Genomic DNA, 18,989 nt, shown 5'->3' with positions numbered 1-18,989 from the left:
ATCAAATTGATTGAATGTCAGCTGTTGGTTATATTGCTGTTATTTTAATGTTTCTTACATGTAGTTGTGATTAAAAGGGAAAAGAGATGCCATCTGAAAGTCATTTATTAAATTGGCAAGAGAGCCAAGAACTCGCAGAGTCTATGCTACCGTTGTTAGGAAAGTTGTATCGTAATAAAGGCGTTGAAGTATTAATTTATGGCCGCCCACTACAAAATGCAACAGCAATTGATCTTCAAAAAGCACACCGTGTAGTTAAGCGTCATGAAGGACGTATTTTACGTTTCACTGAAACTTTCCCATTACTACAAGTGATCAGTGAATTACCGATTAGTAACGCTCAAATTGATATAGGCCGTTTGGCTGTTCGCTATTGGGGCGAAAACGAAGACTCTACTGGTATCGACGCATTCTTACGTGCTGAATTAGCACCTGCATTAAATAGCGATACACCAGCTGAACCTCGTGATGTAGTACTGTATGGTTTTGGTCGTATCGGTCGTCTACTTGCACGTTTACTGGTTGATAAAACAGGTGAGAGCAACTTATTACGTTTACGTGCAATCGTTGTACGTGGCGGTCCTGGTGATATTGAAAAACGTGCATCACTGTTACGTCGTGATTCAGTACATGGTCAGTTTAATGGCACGATTGATATTGATGAAGAAAACAATGCCATCATCGCTAACGGCACTTACATTAAGATCCTTTATTCAAATGGTCCTGATCAGATTGATTACGCTGCTCATGGTATTCACAATGCTTTAGTCGTAGATAACACGGGTATCTGGCGTGATACTGACGGCCTAGGTCTGCATTTAAAAGCACCTGGCGCTGCAAAAGTATTATTAACAGCACCGGGTAAAGGCGACATTAAAAATATCGTTTATGGCGTTAACCACACCGATATCTTACCTGAAGATAACATCGTATCCGCAGCAAGCTGTACAACGAATGCTATCACGCCGGTACTAAAAACAATTCAAGATGCATACGGTATTAGCAATGGTCACGTAGAGACTGTGCATTCATATACTAATGATCAAAACTTGATTGATAACTTCCATAAAGGTGATCGCCGTGGCCGTGGCGCTGCAATGAACATGGTATTAACGTCAACAGGCGCAGCGTCTGCTGTTGCAAAAGCACTACCTGAATTAAAAGGTAAGCTGACTGGTAACGCTATCCGAGTACCAACACCAAACGTATCAATGGCAATCATTAACTTAAACCTTGAAAAAGAAGTTGAAAGAGAATCTCTTAACAGCTACTTACAAGAAATGTCGTTAAGTTCGCCATTACACAACCAAATCGATTTCAGTACATCGAAAGAATTAGTATCTACTGATATGGTAGGTAGCCGTTTCTCTGGTATCGTTGATTCATTAGCAACGATTGCTGAAGGCAACCGCGCTATATTATACGTTTGGTATGATAATGAGTTTGGTTATAGCTGTCAGGTACTGCGCGTCATGCAAAAAATGGCGGGTATAGATATGCATGAGTTCGCTTAACCAAGAATGACGTTAAGACTTATGTTGTTCCAAGCGCTTAGTCGCTACAACTAACAAAAAGGGAAGCCATTTGGCTTTCCTTTTTTGTTTTCCTTGTCCGTAATAAAGCTTAACAATGAGCATTTGTATATCGAAAGCCGATCTTCCCCTCATTTCACTAAACAATTGAAATATAAAAAGCTTCTAAAATTACCCAAGTATAAATTAGTGCTATTATTCTAATTATAGGTATTTAGTGTTGCCAGTTTTATTTATTGTGGTTTGTATCGTTTCAGGATTGAATCGAAATAGGCATTTATTATTGTTGAGGGAAGTTTTACATGAGAAAAATTAGTATTTTATTAGGGAAATTCGTTGCCCTTATTGCTTTACTGTTTGCAGCTTTTGTTATGCTGTTAACCGTACTTGATTATGACCCTGATATTGTGACGAAAAATGACATTACATCGAATTCTGATGTAATGGTTGAAGATGGGTTTTCAATTACAACCTGGAACCTAGGTTATGGTGGGTTAAGCAGTGACACAGACTTCTTCCTAGATGGTGGTAAAAGTGTTACGCCAAGTGCAGAGACGACAGCGAACAACCTCACTGGTATTGCCAATTATATCGCTGAAGATGATTCTGATTTATATCTACTGCAAGAGGTCGATATTAAATCAAAACGGGCGCATAACAATAATATGCATGAGCGTGTTAAAAGTGTACTGAGTGACTACTCATCAACATTTGCGACTAACTTTAAAGTATTGTACTTAGCATACCCTTTTCCAGATATGATCGGTAATGTTGAAGCTGGAATCTCTACTTTCAGCAAGTTTAAAATTGATGATTCGACAAGAATTGGTTTTGATATTAATTATTCTTGGCCAAAAAAAATCATGCATTTAGATCGTGCACTTTCTGTCAATGAAATTTCAATCAAAGATAGCGACGCAAAATTAATCGTGGTTAATCTACATCTGTCTGCTTATGATGATGGTGGATTAAGAGCGGTTCAATTAGCTGATCTGAAAAAATTAATTGAATCAGAATATGCGGCTGGTAACTATGTAGTTGCTGGCGGTGATTTTAATCAAATGTTCCCAACAGCGGCGAATGATCAATATCCGATATACCATCCTGAACTGTACTTACCAAATCTTATCGACAAAGATTACTTAAGCGTAGGTTGGCAGTTTATTTTTGATGATACGCAGCCTACATACCGATTGTTAAATGCACCATATAACGCGAGTACCGCACAAGTCGGTGTTATTGATGGTTTCATCGTATCGCCCAACCTAGAGCTTGTTTCAGCAGAAACAGTGAGCATGGACTTTAAATTTTCTGATCATAACCCTGTTAAAGCGAAATTTAGATTCAAATAATAAACAGCTAAACTCGCATTTATAAAGCCGTTCACTTAGGTGAGTGGCTTTTTTTTGTCTTCTGCTTCCTTAATTGGTATTAGCGCGCATCTAGGCATTTTAATGCTGGGGTAACTGTTTTAATACTCGAGTAACTATAGTAGGGTTACTGGTATTTAGAATCTCGATATTTAACCAAGGACGTAAAGATGTCAGTTGAAAAGTTGCTTGAGAGCATGACGCCAGAAGTGTATGAAAAGCTTAAGACGGCCGTAGAGCTTGGTAAGTGGGAAAATGGTGTGATATTAACGCAGGCACAAAAAGATAGTTCACTGCAAGCTGTGATGCTGTATCAGTCACGATTTAATACGCAGCCGGAACATTTTACCATTGGCACAGATGGTGAGATCGCTATGCTTAAAAAAGCGGTGTTAAAGAAGCAGTTTAGAGAGAACAAAGCGGCGCAGGAAGAAGAAATTTTACGCGTTGATGTAGAATAATCAGTAGAATTGGATAAATCGCAGACCTAAAAAAACCAGCCTTACGCTGGTTTTTTTAGAGGCTCGTGATTAACGGGCACGGAAGACGATACGACCTTTAGATAAATCGTAAGGTGTTAGTGCTACAGTTACTTTATCACCAGTAAGAATTCGGATGTAGTTTTTACGCATTTTACCTGAGATATGCGCAGTAACCACGTGGCCGTTTTCTAATTCAACACGAAACATTGTGTTAGGAAGTGTATCTAGAACTGTACCTTGTAGTTCAATGCTGTCTTCTTTTGCCATGAGTCCTCTTAAAATTTAATTATAGCTATATTTGACCGCAAGATGATGCCAGATTTACACTGGCCTGTATATATTATAGGTAAGATATTTACGTTTTATTTTTAAAACGCTTTATTATTGACTCTTTGCCATAATTAACCTTGCCATTCTCCTGCAACTAAGCGTTGATGTGGGTTAAATTTAATCTTGTAATTCATCTTACTACATTGATCTATTTGGTAACCCAGATATAACCATTTTTTGCCATTAGTTTTGGCGATCTCCAGCTGTTTTAAAATAGCATAAGTGCCTAAGGAATTAGTTAGGTAATCTGGGTCGTAGAAGCAATACATGGCACTCATGCTATCTGGCATAACATCTGTGACGGCGACAGCGATGAGCACGTCATCTTGATAAAACTCCAGAAAAGAGGGCTGTAACCAAGCGCTATTAATAAAGCCATCATACTGCGATTGACTGGCTGGAAACATAGCGCCATCGCTGTGCAGCGTATTAATATAACGCTCGTATAACGGATAGTAATGCGGTTGTGGCTGGTGGCTCACCCGCATTGCTAGATGTTTATTTTTGTTGAGCAGACGTTTCTGGCTTTTACTTGGCTTAAAGACCTGGCTATTAATACGGATTGATTGGCATGCCTGACAGGTTTGGCAGTGTGGTCGATATACGTCATTACCGCTACGACGAAAGCCATTCAATAATAGCATTTCATAACTCGCAGGGTTGTGTAATGCGTCATCTTGTACCACGAAAATTTGTTCTTGCTGATCATTTAGGTAACTACAGGGCATCGGGGGTGTTAAGGCGACTTTAATCATATTGTGCTTCCTATGTATTGGCCTTACTCATTAAGTCTAATACAAGCGCTTGGGGCCGCCACTGCAGGGGATTTTCGGTGACGTTACTGTGGTTTAGCTGTTTAATGAAAGCTTCGCGACTAATTTCTTGTGCCCCTAGTGACGCTAAGTGCTCATTATGTAATTGGCAGTCGATCAGCTTACAGCCGATATTAGCCAGATGTTGTTGTAAGGCGATGAAGGCGATCTTAGAAGCATCGGTTACGCGATGAAACATTGACTCTCCACAGAAAATATCACCTATGTATAAACCATATAACCCACCCACTAAGTGCTCGTCTTGCCATACTTCAATAGAATGCGCAAAACCCATCTTGTGCAGTTGTAAATAGGCATTTCGCATGGTGTCAGTTATCCAAGTATCACTCGAATATTCACGCGGTGCAGCACAAGACTCAATCACTTCTGCAAATGCGAGATTGATAGAAAGGTTAAAGTTTTGGCGGCGATAAGCTTTTTTTAAACTGCGTGATATATGCATGGTACCAGGGGTTAATACCATGCGTTGACTAGGTGACCACCATAGGATTGGTTGATCGTCTTCAAACCAAGGAAAAATACCACGCTGATAAGCGTTAACTAGTCGTTCAGGGGTTAAATCGCCCCCCATCGCCAGTAAACCGTCTGGGTCGGTTAAAGCATTGTGGACCGCTGGGAAGTTGGTGACGTCGTGATTAAGTTCTGGTAAGTAGATTGGCATGTCGAGTAGGCCTTGAAAAAGGTGATACCGAGGGTATCACCTTAGTAGAATAAACGGATTAATCGCCTAATCCATCAAGAAAACGTTCAGCGTCTAATGCTGCCATACAGCCTGTTCCTGCTGAGGTGATCGCTTGACGATAAATATGATCAGATACATCACCCGCAGCAAATACGCCTGGGATAGTGGTTTGCGTAGCGAAACCCTCTGTGCCAGAGTTTACTTTCAAGTAACCATCTTTCATGGTTAATTGATCAGTGAATAAGTCCGTGTTTGGTTGGTGGCCGATAGCAATAAAGGCACCCATTACATCAAATTCACTGGCTTCGTCAGTACGTGTATCACGTATACGAACACCGGTTACACCCATGTCATCACCTAATACTTCATCAAGTGTTTTGTTCAGGTGCAGGGTGATATTACCATCGGCTACTTTTTCTTGTAAGCGCTTGGTTAAGATCTTTTCACTACGGAATTCTTCACGACGGTGAATTAAGTGCACTTCAGAGGCGATGTTTGATAGGTAAAGCGCTTCTTCAACCGCGGTGTTACCACCACCAACAACCGCAACTTTTTGGTTACGATAGAAGAAACCATCACAGGTAGCACAAGCTGATACGCCGCGGCCTTTGAATGCTTCTTCTGAAGGTAAACCAAGGTATTTTGCCGATGCGCCAGTACAAATAATCAATGCATCGCATGTGTACTCAACATCATTGCCTTTTAACTTAAATGGGCGTACTGATAAATCAACATCGTTGATATGATCAAAAATGATCTCAGCTTCAAAACGCTCTGCGTGCGCCTTCATACGCTCCATCAGTGCTGGACCCGTTAGACCTTCTGCATCACCAGGCCAGTTTTCAACTTCCGTTGTTGTGGTTAGCTGACCACCTTGCTGCATACCTGTGATGACTACTGGGTTTAGATTTGCACGAGCAGCATAAACCGCTGCGGTATATCCTGCTGGACCTGAGCCTAATATAAGTAGACGGCAGTGTTTTGTATTACTCATTACGATTCCTTAATACCAATAATTGAGGTCAATTGTAAAAACTTTGTGGCGCGGGGTAAATAGCAGAGTAAAAATATAATTTTAAAATGCATAATAATGCAAAAATAGTGAAAACCGCGATTCAGCTATATGTTTTGCATATCTGTACTTTCAATGGGCCTAATGTTCTGTTAATGTCAGATTAAGCCAACGAAACGTCTATTTCGATGGTTGTAAGATAAAACATCGATGTTAGCCTATTGTTATGCAAGTGGTGTCTTTGTAAATATTATGTTTCTCCATAGAGGTGAAAGCATAACATAAGACTCGTAAATTGAATTATTGTAGGCTATTATAATTTTGGTTAGGATTTAGCTAGCACTTTAAGTTGGTTCTAACTATTGCGTATTCAAATGAATGGATTATTTGAAAAACAAAGTTTTACTGGGACGTAAAAGGGCGGAAACAATAATGATGGAAGTAAAAACTCGACCAATGAAGGAACTAGATCGAATCGACCGTAATATTCTTAATGAATTGCAAAAAGACGGCCGAATTTCCAATGTAGAGTTGTCGAAACGTGTAGGCTTAAGCCCTACACCATGTTTAGAGCGCGTACGTCGCTTAGAACGCCAAGGATATATTACAGGTTATACTGCAATCCTAAATCCACAATATCTGGATGCTTCATTGCTTGTTTTTGTTGAAATCACTTTAAACCGTGGTGCTGCAGATGTATTTGAGCAATTCAACAAAGCTGTTCAAGAACTTGAAGAAATTCAAGAATGCCATTTAGTATCTGGCGACTTCGATTATTTATTAAAAACACGTGTATCTGATATGTCAGCTTATCGTCGTTTACTGGGCGAAACGTTATTACGTTTACCAGGGGTTAATGACACACGTACTTATGTTGTGATGGAAGAAGTAAAACAAAGTAACCGTTTAGTTATTAAAACGCGTTAATTTAACTTATTGCACATAATCTTTTCGCGTAATCCTCGATTTACGCAAATAAAGTGATAAATAATCAACAAGCGGCTCATTGCCGCTTGTTTTGTTTCTAGCATTTATTTAAAGTTGATAGCTCATAGATAACGTACCATCGTCGCCTTCAAGAGTCATAAATCAAGATGAACAAATTTAATTTAGCTATTCCATCTAAATACCTTGCGCCATTATCTGGTATTCAGCGAGTTTTCGAAGTCGGATTCATTTTTTCAACCTTCATAGCTTGTTATGCAATGGTTGCATTGGTGAGCTTTGATCCTGCCGATCCCTCATGGTCGCAAACCAGCTGGCAAGGCCCAGTCAAAAATGCGGCAGGCTCATTAGGCGCATGGTTCGGTGACGTATTATTTTTTACCTTTGGCATTTACGCATATGCGATACCATTGGCATTTGTATCTTTAACTTGGTTTATATTTTGGCGACCAAGACAGCTTGATGAAATAGATTTTTTTACCGTCGGTTTACGGATGATCGGTGCATTATTGCTGCTAATTGGTGTTTGCGGATTGGCTTCGGTTAACTTTGATGACTTGTATTATTTCTCATCGGGCGGTTTAGTGGGGGATGTGGTTGAGCAAGCAATCAGTGAACTGTTTGGGGTATTAGGCTCTACGCTTATTTTATTGAGTTTTGTTGCCATCGGTTTTACCTTATTAACGGGTATTTCGTGGTTAACTATTGTCGACATGCTTGGCGCGACGGTTATCAATATTGGCCAATTTATTATCGACAAAATAACAACATTAAGCCAACGCCGGTCAACGAAATCGGTAAACGAAGATCTTGTGGAAACTGCAGATGAAGATGCGCCACAGTCAATATCGTCAAGAGTCGTCGCAGCGCATGCGGATACCAGAGCATTTGAGCAAACCGCTGCAGATATAAATACTGCACCTGCTGATGAATACCTTCACGTATCAGATATGTCATTTAGCGCGGTAGATAGCGCTACAGCACGACAAGAACCGTCAATGTCGGCATTTGATATGCCAGAGTTTGATAATTCAGAATTTGCTAGTACATCGGTTAATCATCAGGCTAATAATACACTGAATGATAATGATGGCTCTCAATTCGATAACAGTAATGTTATTGATGGGAACCATTTTGATACTGCGGACTTAAGCCAGCAGACAGTCGAACAAAACGTCGAGCAGAATACGGTTCAGCAAGACGCACCGGTTCTCGCGCCAGTATTCCAGATTAATAATAACGGCACTGACAATGGCTTTGAAATTGTTGGCGACCAAGTGGTATCAACCAATCCACTGCAATTTAAAGAAAAACCGGTCACCTTACTCCCGGGTTTAGAATTATTAGATAAACCGAATAAAAAAGCCAATCCGATCTCGCAAGCAGAACTTGATCACGTCGCTCATTTAGTTGAGGTGAAGTTACTTGAGTTTAATATTAAAGCGAAAGTGGTTGATATCCACCCTGGGCCCGTTATCACGCGCTTTGAACTCGATTTGGCACCGGGTATTAAAGTTAGTAAGATCACCGCATTATCGAAAGATTTAGCCCGTTCATTGTCAGCGATGAGTGTACGTGTTGTTGAAGTTATCCCTGGTAAATCAGTTATTGGTCTTGAACTACCGAACAAATACAGAGAAACCGTATTCCTGTCGGATGTGATGTCGAGTCCATCATTTATGGACGCTAAGTCAAAAACATCAATGGTATTAGGTCATGATATTGCCGGTGAGTCTGTGGTGGTTGATCTGGCTAAAATGCCACATTTACTGGTAGCTGGTACCACGGGGTCGGGTAAATCCGTTGGTGTGAACGTGATGATCATGAGTTTGCTGTATAAAGCATCACCAGAAGAAGTACGCATGATCATGATCGATCCAAAAATGTTGGAACTTTCGGTCTATGAAGGTATCCCACATTTATTAACTGAAGTTGTTACCGACATGAAAGATGCGGCGAATTCGTTGCGTTGGTGTGTGGGGGAAATGGAACGTCGTTATAAATTATTATCCGCGGTTGGAGTTCGTAACCTGGCTGGTTTTAATAGTAAAATACAACAGGCAATTGATGCCGGTCAGCCAATCCTAGATCCCTTGTGGAAACCGGGTGATAGTATGGATGCGACCGCTCCAGCACTGACTAAACTGCCGGCAATCGTGGTGATTGTCGATGAGTTTGCTGACATGATGATGATTGTGGGTAAGAAGGTTGAAGAGTTAATCGCACGTATTGCCCAAAAAGCCCGTGCTGCTGGTATTCACTTGATCTTAGCAACCCAACGTCCTTCTGTGGATGTGATCACTGGTTTAATTAAAGCCAATATTCCAACGCGTATCGCGTTCCAAGTATCGAGTAAAATTGACTCTCGTACTATTCTTGATCAGGGCGGCGCTGAAACACTGCTTGGTATGGGTGATATGTTGTATCAGCCAGCGGGTACCAGTGTGCCAATTCGAGTGCACGGCGCATTTGTCGATGACCATGAAGTACACCGTGTGGTCGCAGATTGGAAGCTACGTGGTGAGCCCAATTATATTGAAGAAATTTTACACGGTGAAACCACTGCTGATAGTTTATTACCTGGTGAAGTCGCCGAAGGTTCGTCAGATGTCGATGAGTTATTTGATCAAGCGGTATATCATGTAACAGAAACGCGTCGAGGTTCAGTATCGGGCGTACAACGTAAATTTAAAATCGGTTATAACCGTGCTGCACGTATTGTCGAAGAGATGGAAGTGCAGGGCATTGTGAGTTCACCGGGACATAACGGTAATCGAGAAGTATTGGCGCCACCGCCACCAAAGGATTAATTGATGAGAAACAAAATGTCACTTAAAAAAATAGTCGCCACAGCAGTATTAATGACTGCTTCAATGCTAACGCACGCGCAAAGCGTAAAAGAAGAACTACAAAGCCAACTGAGTCAGTTAAAGCCTTTCAGTGCAGACTTTACGCAAGTCGTAACGTCGGTCGAAGGTGATAACTTAGCCACGGCGCAAGGTACCATGCAATTGCAGCGCCCCAACCAATTTCGTTGGGAAACGATGTCACCTGATGAACAGCTCATTGTATCGAATGGTGAAAATCTGTGGTTTTATAATCCGTTTGTCGAGCAAGTCAGTATTTATTCATTAAAAGATGCCATTGCCAATACGCCTTTCATGCTTATTGCAGGCGCAGAGCCAGCATTATGGGAAACCTATCGAGTAACCAAAAAAGCGGGTATATATACGGTTATTACCCCAAATGACGCTGCAGCTGCGGTGTTCACTTTACAGTTTAAAGATGGCGAAATAGCCCAGTTTTCAGTGCAAGAGCAGCAAGGTCAAAACAGTCTGTTCGCGCTAACTAATCATAAAACAATGAACAAGATGGATCCTGCGTTGTTTAATTTTATCATTCCGGAAGATACCGATATAGATGACCAACGCTAATGAACAATACGATGTCACTTGATTTTAGTCCTGATTTTCAACCGCTAGCAGCTAGAATGCGACCAGAGAAAATGTCGCAATATATCGGTCAAACACACATTCTCGGTGAAGGTAAACCCTTACATCGTGCACTACTGGCTGGCCATGCCCATTCGATGATTTTATGGGGGCCACCAGGTACAGGTAAAACGACTATCGCAGAGATGATTGCTCATTACTGTGATGCCAAAGTTGAGCGTGTACATGCCGTTACCTCGGGTATTAAAGATATTCGTTTAGCGATAGAAAAAGCCAAAGATAATGCGATTCAAGGTTTCCGCACGATCTTATTTGTCGATGAAGTGCATCGCTTTAATAAAAGCCAACAAGATGCATTTTTACCGCACATCGAAGATGGCACCATTATATTTATTGGCGCGACGACTGAAAACCCGTCATTTGAATTGAATAACGCACTGTTATCACGTGCGCGTGTCTATGTACTGAAAAAATTAACACCAAGTGAAATACAGCAAGTTGTTGAGCAAGCGTTAACCGATGAACGCGGGCTGGCGAATGTTAAGTTTAATTTTGCAGCGGGAGTAAAAGAAAAACTCTGCGAATTGGTTGATGGTGATGCTAGAAAGAGTCTAAATTACCTTGAACTGTTAAATGATATGGCTGAAGACGAGGGGCAAGGTAAGCTGATTTCGCTGGAAAGACTGATGTCAGTCGTGGGTCGTAAAGTGAATAGCTTTGATAATAAAGGTGAGCTTTATTATGATCTTATGTCGGCATTACATAAGTCTATCCGTGGTTCATCACCAGATGCGGCATTATATTGGTTTGCACGTATGCTTGCTGGTGGTTGTGACCCATTACATGTGGCCAGACGTTTGTTGGCGATAGCTTCTGAAGATATTGGTAATGCCGACCCAAGAGCAATGCAAGTTGCAGTATCGGCATGGGATTGTTTTAGCCGCGTTGGTGCTTATGAAGGTGAAAGAGCGATTGCCCAAGCGATAGTGTATCTTGCATCTGCCGCTAAAAGTAACTCGGTTTATACCGCCTTTTCGCACGCTAAAATGTTAGTCCAAGAACAACCAGACTTTGATGTACCGATGCACTTACGCAATGCCCCGACTAAGCTGATGTCGGATCTTGGCTATGGCGATGACTATCGTTATGCTCATGATGAAGTGGGCGCATACGCCCCCGGTGAATGTTATATGCCGGAAGCATTACAAGGTACTAAGTTATACCACCCTGTTGATCGCGGTGTTGAAAAACAAATTAAGCAAAAGCTTGATTACCTCCACCAACTTGATATCAACAGTCCTCGAAAACGTTATAAATAAGCACCGTACTATCAATTAAATAAGTACAGAGCTATCAATGAATAAAGCAGGGTACTATTAATGAATAATTTAGCATTATACGGTTTTGTGGCACTTGGCGGTGCAACCGGAGCGGTATTGCGGACTTTTATTGCGCAAACAGCGACAGCAGTGCTAGGTAAGGGGTTTCCTTACGGTACCCTTGTCGTTAATATTTTAGGTTCGTTATTAATGGGGGTATTATTTGCCTTACTCGATGACAATCTGATTGCTGAAACACCTTGGCGCCAACTTATTGGGCTCGGTTTCCTCGGGGCGCTGACGACATTTTCGACATTTTCGATGGATTCATTGTTGCTGTTACAAGATGGTCAGTGGTTAAAAGCAGGTCTAAATGTATCTTTAAACGTGTTCGTGTGTATTTTTGTTGCATATTTAGGTATGCGCTTAGTATTTAGAGCATAAATAGCCGTATTTTAAGTATAAAAACCGTGATGAAAGAGTAAATACACGTTAAAATAATATGTGTTAATAATACCAACAGACATTTCTAACCAAGTGCAAGGAAACAGCACTAAGGTAGAAATAAAACAAGCAGAGTAGGTAAATAATGTTAGATCCTAAATTTCTTCGAGCAGACTTAGAAGAAGCTAAACAGCGTTTAGCGAGCCGTGGTTTTGAACTAGACGTTGATACAATTAAAGCATTAGAAGAACAACGTAAAGCATTACAGATCCGTACAGAGCAATTACAGAATGATCGTAACGTACGTTCGAAATCCATTGGTAAAGCAAAAGCAAGTGGTGAAGATATTCAACCACTATTAGCGGAAGTTGGCAAATTAGGCGAAGAGCTTGATGCAGCTAAAGCTGAATTAGCTGAGTTACTAACAAAAATTGAAGATATTGCACTATCGCTACCAAACCTACCACACTCATCGGTACCACTAGGTCAAGATGAAGATGAAAATGTAGAGTTAAAGCGTTGGGGTCAACCAAAAGAATTTGATTTTGAAATTAAAGATCACGTTGATGTAGGCGAAGCACTTAACGGTCTAGATTTTAAAAACGCAGTTAAAATTACCGGTTCACGTTTCATTGTTATGCGTGGTCAAATTGCACGTATGCACCGCGCTATCTCGCAATTCATGCTTGATACGCACACCGAAGAACATGGTTATACAGAACTATATGTACCATACCTTGTTAACGCTGATTCGTTATACGGTACTGGTCAACTACCAAAATTTGGTGAAGATCTGTTCCACACTAAACCTGCGACAGAAGAAGGTCAAGGTCTAAGCCTGATCCCTACTGCGGAAGTGCCGGTAACAAATACAGCCCGTGATACTATCACTGAAGAAGCGGATCTACCTGTACGTTTAACGGCGCACACGCCTTGTTTCCGTAGTGAAGCGGGTTCATACGGCCGTGATACACGTGGTCTAATTCGTCAACATCAGTTTGATAAAGTAGAGATGGTGCAATTAGCACATCCTGAAAAATCATATGAAGCACTTGAAGAGATGCGTCAGCACGCTGAAAACATCTTGATCAAGCTTAACTTACCATACCGTGTAGTGACACTATGTACTGGTGATATGGGCTTTGGCGCTGCTAAAACATATGATCTAGAAGTATGGGTTCCAGCACAGAAAACATATCGTGAAATTTCTTCAGTATCTAACTGTGAAGATTTCCAAGCACGTCGTCTACAAGCGCGTGCACGTCTTAAAGACAGTAAGAAACCTGTACTGCTACATACGCTAAACGGTTCTGGTTTAGCGGTAGGTCGTACATTGGTAGCGATCCTAGAGAACTACCAGCTAGAAGACGGTCGTGTTGAAGTACCTGAAGTACTGCAAGGTTACATGGGCGGTCTAACGCACCTAGGTTAATAAGCTGCGATCACTTAGCTAATGACCAATGATTAAATAAAAACCCAGTAGCGCGAGCTGCTGGGTTTTTTTATTCACAACTAAACCAGTCCCAGTAAACGCCTAAATCCTCTCTTATAGATTCAGATCTGTATGCAAACATTACCTATTTTATCTGTCCGTATCCTCGCTTTCTTGCTAATCATTCACTGTTTATAACTCATTGCCATTAATACTGCGGTGCGGGTCACTGTTTGGCATAAAACTGCCTGCTGTGACGTCAATTTCACAGAAAAGAACTAACATTTACTTATTAGCCAGCGGTATGGCTAATAAACACTTACTTTGAATCAAACGAGCTTAAATAGACAGGGAAGAATCATGAAAAAGACATTGTTAGTCACTGCAATACTTGCGAGTCTTGTTCCTACTGCACACGCCACAGTGAATGTGTACAAAGATGATGCTAATCAGGTTGATTTGTATGGTCGAGCTTACGCGGCTTATATTTATCAAGATGGTAAAGATGCAAAAAGTGATGGTCGTTCAGATAGCTATTTCCGTACCGGTTTTAAAGCATCTTCAACTTTAGCGGATGATTTAACTGCGCTTGGGCATATTGAAATGCAATTTGAATCTCGCGACAACAGTGATGCTAATTCAGAATCTAAAACGCGTTTGATGTATGCCGGATTGAGAAATAATCTCGGGCAATTAACCTTTGGTCGTAACTATGCTGCGGATGAAATTATTGCTGATTGGGCTGATGCTGGTACGACTAATTATTCGGGGAACCCTGCTTTAGGCAATTTAAATCGACAAACCAATATTTTAAAACTTGAAGCTAAGATGCTTGATGATAACCTTAACTTAGTGGCGCATGTGCAGCCGGAATCCAGTGATGATGGTAGTGGCGATGAGAGCCAATCAAGTTATGCTGTTGGTGGTGTTTATGGTTTTGATTTTGGTCTGGAGTTAGGAGCCACCTATACTGGTGTCATGACGGAAAATTATACCGCTAATTTAGATTATGATCGATCCACTATTCTCGTCGCTGCGCGTTATAAACTTAAGGGCTTAACCGCATCGATTGTGGGAGATAGTACCTCTGTTGACACACCTAATACAGCAGCCGCTAAAGATGCTAATGACTGGATTGCCTATGAGTTTTCTCTTGCTTATAGCTTAGATAAGCTAACGGGCACGGTTACTTATAAACAGCGTGATACCGATACATTAAATGACAATACGGTTGATCAAACCGCGCTGGGTCTTGCTTATAAGTTTAATCCCAACTTCCGATTGGTGGCTGAGTATGTTATTGATGGCGTTGATGGTAATGAAGACCAGTTGCACATGGCTGCAAGATATGACTTTTAGTTAATTTCTTATTATTTATTCTTTAAGTGCGCATAAAAGCCCTGTAGAGCGATCTACAGGGCTTTATTTTTATAAAAGAGAGTCGTTGCTAATCGTTATTCACTACTAATAGCGGCAAACTCAGCTTGGGTTAACTGCTTTAAGTCTAACGGGCTAAGTTCGATCTCCAAACCACGTCGACCAGCACTGACATAGATAGTCTCATGTATTTCTGCAGAGCTATCAATGACGGTGAGTAAGCGCTTCTTTTGTCCTAAGGGACTGACTCCACCAAGTACATAACCTGTAGAGCGCATTACATCATCTTTATCCGCCATCACTGCTTTCTTGGCTTTCGCAGCCTTGGCGATGGCTTTTAGATTGAGCATCGCGGTGACGGGTACCACGGCAACCACCAGTTTTTTATCTCCCACATCTACCACTAAGGTCTTGAATATACGCTCAGCAGCGACAGCCATTTTTTCTGCTGCCTCTAAGCCATAAGATCCAGCGTTTGAATCATGCTTATACTCATGGGTTTTATGGGCTATTTTTGCCTTTTTAGCTAATTTTACTGCTGGAGTCATACTATTCATTCAACCTTTGCTGTGTCGTTTTATTTCTAAATATCATAATTTATTGGTTTTTCAGACTTATCTCTATTTTTCATTACCTCGGCTAAACTATCTTCAAGCTGTAGATACAGGTCTCGATAAGCGGTATTAAACTTATCATCTTCACTATTATTCAACCAAGTTTGGTATAAAGTTTTTTTACTTTGTTTCTCTATTGCTTTAAAGGTGAGTTTGACATCTTTTGCTTGTTGTTCACTAAAGCCAAGGTTAGTCAGTGCTTGCGAGCCTAGTACTAATGCTGAATGGTAGGTCTCGCTGACGACATGCTCAGCCCCTGCGTGACGTAACGAATAACCGTGTCCACGGTCATAAGCCCGCGCTAATACTTTAACCTGTGGGTAATGCTGCTTGATGTAACGCACCAGATCAACTGCTCTGGCTTTATCGTCAATGGCAACGATAAATAAGCTGGCGTTAGCTATGCCAGCGGTTTCAAGCAAGCTAGGTTGGGTTGCATCACCAAAGTAACTTGTCATTTTAAATGATCGTACTCTTTCGATCATATTAACGTCATGATCCAGTACCACTGTTTTCACGCCGTTGGCAACTAATAGACGGTTAACAATCTGGCCGAAACGGCCGATACCTGCGACGATGACATCGCCATGTTCTTCGATATCGTCACTTTCTTGTTGATTAGTTTTATTTATGTAGCGCGGTAAGATCACGCGATCATAAAAGATAAATAACGCCGGTGTTAAGAACATCGACAGCGCGACAGACAAGGATAAGGTTTGTGCAAGGTCAACGGGTAACACATGGTTGTTAACAGTAAAGCCGATTAATACAAATCCAAACTCACCGGCTTGGGCTAAACTCAGCGCCAGTAACCAGCGGTCACTGCCTTTGATTTTAAATACCACTGTCAAAATAAATAATACTGCTGCTTTTACTAACATTAAACCGAGCGTGATTGAGACGATAGTCACGGTGTCGTTAAACAAAATAGCGAAGTCGATGCCAGCGCCAACGGTCATAAAGAACAAGCCCAATAACAAGCCTTTGAAAGGTTCGATAGTCGCTTCAAGCTGATGTCTAAATTCACTGCTTGCTAATACTACGCCGGCCAAGAAGGCGCCAAGGGCAGGGGACAGACCAACTAAATTCATGATAGCGGCGATACCGATCACTAGCATTAATGAGGTGGCAGTAAAGATCTCGTTAACTTTAGAACTGGCGACAAATTTAAACAGTGGACGACTTAGATAATGACCGCCAACGATCACGCCTGTGATCGCCACTATAATCACTAAGGCATAATAAATACCTGAGATATTGGCAACGAGGGATAACTCTTCATGCTGTGCACTCGCAGCTTGTACCGCATTTTTCGCCTGTTCAACCAATTCTGGAATCGCTAATAATGGAATTAACGCCAACATCGGGATCACGGCAATATCTTGAAACAACAACACTGAGAATGCAGAGCGTGCACCTTCAGTTTTGGTCAGGCCTTTTTCGTTAAAGGTTTGCAATACAATCGCGGTTGATGACAATGAGAATATCAACCCTATGGTCAGAGCCAATCCCCAGTCTAAACCGAGCGCAAGACTGATACCCATCACAGCCGCTGTGGTTAAGCCGACTTGTAAACCGCCTAAGCCAATAAGACGATGGCGCATGTCCCAGAGCATACGCGGCTCTAGTTCGAGCCCGACGAGAAATAGCATCATCACGACCCCGAATTCGGCAAAATGCTGAATAGTGGCTGTTTCACTACCTACTAAGCCAATAACAGGGCCGATAATCACACCTGCGATCAAATAACCGAGTACCGAGCCGAGGCCAAGGCGTTTGGCAATCGGCACAGCGATAACGGCTGCAAACAGATAAATAAATGCTTGAATGAAATAACCTGTCATGGTGCTTCCTTGTTTCTTCGGAGAGAGTTATTCAGTAAATATTCTTGGCACTAAAAAAGCCCCAGTGACCTACTATGATGCGATAGTCATAATAATAGGCACTAAGGGCTTAATTGGTAAAGCGTTATGTTTCGTTTATATTAGGCTACGCGCGTGTCGCCGCTTTCATTGGCGTCACAAATTCAGCTAAGTCTTGTAGCATTTGCGTATTATCACCTAGATTTTTCTCAATGATATTGACAATTGCTGAACCGGAGATGGCACCAGCAGCACCAGCTTCAATGGCTTTTTTAACTTGCTCTGGTGATGAAATACCAAAACCCAGTAAACATGGCGCAGCATTAAACGATTTCAGTTTTGCCAATAATGGACCCACTGGCATTTCAGCTTTAGTTTCTGCGCCCGTTACACCTGCACGGCTAAGTAGGTAAGTATAACCAGCACCTTGCTCAGCAACTTGTTGCAGCGTTGCATCATCGGCATTTGGCGGCGCGATGTAGATACTTTCGATACCGACTTTATCACCCGCTTCTTTAAATTGCTGTCCGTATTGCACCGGTACGTCGGCAATCAATAATGAATCAACACCAGCGGCAGCCGCTTTTTGCATGAATTTATCGGTACCATTGCCGTAAACAAGGTTGGCATACAGTAACAAACCAATTGGCATTTGCGGATATTTGGTTCTGATCTCGGTGAGCATTTCAAAACAAATATCTGGGTTGATACCAGCGTTTAATGCACGCGTTGTGGCTTTTTGGATCGTCGGGCCATCAGCCACTGGATCTGAGAATGGAATACCCAGTTCCAAGGCATCTGCACCCGCTGCCACGAGCGTTTCGATGATCGCCATTGATTGTTTGCGGTTTGGATCGCCGATCGTTACGAAAGGAACGAAAGCGCCTTCATTCTTTGCTGCTAGCTCAGCAAAAGCTTGTTGATAACGTCCCATTATAATGCTCCTTTACCTTCAATAATATCGGCAACAGTGAAGATATCTTTATCGCCACGTCCTGATAAGTTAACCACTAAGATTTGTTCTTTATCCATATCCTGCTCCATCATTTGCAGGGCATAAGCCAATGCGTGAGATGATTCGAGCGCAGGAATAATACCTTCTCTTGATGATAATAACTGGAATGCCGCTAATGCTTCATCATCGGTTACTGATGGGTACTGAGCACGACCAGAGGTATATAAGTGGGCGTGTTGTGGACCAACCGATGGGAAATCTAAACCTGCGGATATAGAGTATGACTCTTGGATCTGGCCATAACTATCTTGCATTAATAGTGAGTGCATACCAAAGAAAATACCGTTA

General features: G+C 41.6%; 16 protein-coding genes and 3 pseudogenes. 11 read left to right on the top strand and 8 right to left on the bottom strand.

The genetic code is table 11. The features are described 5' to 3' along the window. The first annotated feature begins 86 nt into the window (after positions 1 to 86). The 3 genes from QNK26_RS11145 to QNK26_RS11135 all read left to right on the top strand — a co-directional run bounded on the left by QNK26_RS11145 (position 87) and on the right by QNK26_RS11135 (position 3,363). Positions 87 to 1,514 (top strand): glyceraldehyde-3-phosphate dehydrogenase, encoded by a 1,428-nt coding sequence (locus tag QNK26_RS11145; RefSeq protein WP_319222951.1) that lies wholly within the window; start codon positions 87 to 89, stop codon positions 1,512 to 1,514. Between the two features lie 320 nt (positions 1,515 to 1,834). Beyond that, the gene (locus tag QNK26_RS11140) at positions 1,835 to 2,884 is read left to right on the top strand and encodes an endonuclease/exonuclease/phosphatase family protein (protein ID WP_319222950.1); all 1,050 of its coding nucleotides are present in this window, start codon (positions 1,835 to 1,837) and stop codon (positions 2,882 to 2,884) included. 188 nt (positions 2,885 to 3,072) lie between these two features. Continuing rightward, positions 3,073 to 3,363 (top strand): YeaC family protein, encoded by a 291-nt coding sequence (locus QNK26_RS11135; protein WP_319222949.1) that lies wholly within the window; start codon positions 3,073 to 3,075, stop codon positions 3,361 to 3,363. 69 nt (positions 3,364 to 3,432) lie between these two features. On the opposite strand, the gene infA is transcribed toward QNK26_RS11135, so the two are convergent. The 4 genes from infA to trxB form a co-directional block, all read right to left on the bottom strand. Then, entirely contained in the window at positions 3,433 to 3,651 is a 219-nt protein-coding gene (infA, locus tag QNK26_RS11130; protein WP_006032603.1) for a translation initiation factor IF-1, read from the bottom strand. Positions 3,652 to 3,785: 134 nt separating this feature from the next. Beyond that, positions 3,786 to 4,469 (bottom strand): arginyltransferase, encoded by a 684-nt coding sequence (locus tag QNK26_RS11125; protein ID WP_319222945.1) that lies wholly within the window; start codon positions 4,467 to 4,469, stop codon positions 3,786 to 3,788. 10 nt (positions 4,470 to 4,479) lie between these two features. Continuing rightward, positions 4,480 to 5,208 (bottom strand): leucyl/phenylalanyl-tRNA--protein transferase, encoded by a 729-nt coding sequence (gene aat, locus QNK26_RS11120; protein ID WP_319222943.1) that lies wholly within the window; start codon positions 5,206 to 5,208, stop codon positions 4,480 to 4,482. Positions 5,209 to 5,266: 58 nt separating this feature from the next. Continuing rightward, on the bottom strand, positions 5,267 to 6,223 hold the full coding sequence (trxB, locus tag QNK26_RS11115) for a thioredoxin-disulfide reductase (protein WP_319222941.1): 957 nt from the start codon (positions 6,221 to 6,223) through the stop codon (positions 5,267 to 5,269). Between the two features lie 450 nt (positions 6,224 to 6,673). On the opposite strand from trxB, the gene lrp reads away from it, so the two are divergent. The 8 genes and pseudogenes from lrp (at position 6,674) to QNK26_RS11080 (ending at position 15,192) form a co-directional block, all read left to right on the top strand. Next, complete coding sequence (gene lrp, locus QNK26_RS11110) at positions 6,674 to 7,168, top strand: leucine-responsive transcriptional regulator Lrp (protein ID WP_319222939.1); 495 nt, start codon at positions 6,674 to 6,676, stop codon at positions 7,166 to 7,168. A 167-nt stretch (positions 7,169 to 7,335) separates the two neighbouring features. Next, positions 7,336 to 7,845, top strand: a pseudogene (locus QNK26_RS18835) (DNA translocase FtsK 4TM domain-containing protein); the annotation flags it as partial. Positions 7,846 to 8,511: 666 nt separating this feature from the next. Continuing rightward, positions 8,512 to 9,996 (top strand): annotated as a pseudogene (locus QNK26_RS18830) (DNA translocase FtsK); the annotation flags it as partial. Between the two features lie 3 nt (positions 9,997 to 9,999). Next, the gene (gene lolA, locus QNK26_RS11100) at positions 10,000 to 10,620 is read left to right on the top strand and encodes an outer membrane lipoprotein chaperone LolA (RefSeq protein WP_319222936.1); all 621 of its coding nucleotides are present in this window, start codon (positions 10,000 to 10,002) and stop codon (positions 10,618 to 10,620) included. After that, on the top strand, positions 10,620 to 11,957 hold the full coding sequence (locus tag QNK26_RS11095) for a replication-associated recombination protein A (protein ID WP_319222934.1): 1,338 nt from the start codon (positions 10,620 to 10,622) through the stop codon (positions 11,955 to 11,957). The genes lolA and QNK26_RS11095 overlap by 1 nt, the downstream gene beginning before the upstream one ends. Positions 11,958 to 12,017: 60 nt before the next feature. Beyond that, positions 12,018 to 12,401: a fluoride efflux transporter CrcB gene (crcB, locus tag QNK26_RS11090; protein ID WP_319222933.1), complete on the top strand. Its 384-nt coding sequence runs from the start codon at positions 12,018 to 12,020 to the stop codon at positions 12,399 to 12,401. 145 nt (positions 12,402 to 12,546) lie between these two features. Further along, the gene (gene serS / locus QNK26_RS11085) at positions 12,547 to 13,833 is read left to right on the top strand and encodes a serine--tRNA ligase (RefSeq protein WP_319222932.1); all 1,287 of its coding nucleotides are present in this window, start codon (positions 12,547 to 12,549) and stop codon (positions 13,831 to 13,833) included. Between the two features lie 360 nt (positions 13,834 to 14,193). Further along, positions 14,194 to 15,192, top strand: a complete 999-nt coding sequence (locus tag QNK26_RS11080; RefSeq protein WP_319222931.1) for a porin — start codon at positions 14,194 to 14,196, stop codon at positions 15,190 to 15,192. A gap of 95 nt (positions 15,193 to 15,287) precedes the next feature. On the opposite strand, the gene ybaK is transcribed toward QNK26_RS11080, so the two are convergent. The 4 genes and pseudogenes from ybaK to QNK26_RS11060 form a co-directional block, all read right to left on the bottom strand. Beyond that, positions 15,288 to 15,758: a Cys-tRNA(Pro) deacylase gene (gene ybaK / locus QNK26_RS11075; protein WP_319222930.1), complete on the bottom strand. Its 471-nt coding sequence runs from the start codon at positions 15,756 to 15,758 to the stop codon at positions 15,288 to 15,290. A 35-nt stretch (positions 15,759 to 15,793) separates the two neighbouring features. Next, positions 15,794 to 17,668 carry a monovalent cation:proton antiporter-2 (CPA2) family protein gene (locus QNK26_RS11070; protein ID WP_319222928.1) on the bottom strand — a complete coding sequence of 625 codons (1,875 nt, stop codon included), beginning with the start codon at positions 17,666 to 17,668 and terminating at the stop codon, positions 15,794 to 15,796. A 145-nt stretch (positions 17,669 to 17,813) separates the two neighbouring features. Then, on the bottom strand, positions 17,814 to 18,620 hold the full coding sequence (gene trpA / locus QNK26_RS11065; RefSeq protein ID WP_319222926.1) for a tryptophan synthase subunit alpha: 807 nt from the start codon (positions 18,618 to 18,620) through the stop codon (positions 17,814 to 17,816). Further along, positions 18,620 to 18,989, bottom strand: a pseudogene (locus tag QNK26_RS11060) (tryptophan synthase subunit beta); the annotation flags it as partial. The gene trpA and the pseudogene QNK26_RS11060, both read right to left, overlap by 1 nt.

Origin of the sequence: Moritella sp., assembly GCF_033791185.1 — a bacterium.
In the GTDB taxonomy this organism is placed as follows: Bacteria; Pseudomonadota; Gammaproteobacteria; order Enterobacterales; family Moritellaceae; genus Moritella.
Note: the sequence above shows the minus strand (reverse complement) of the source record. Positions and strands in the feature narration are given on the sequence as shown.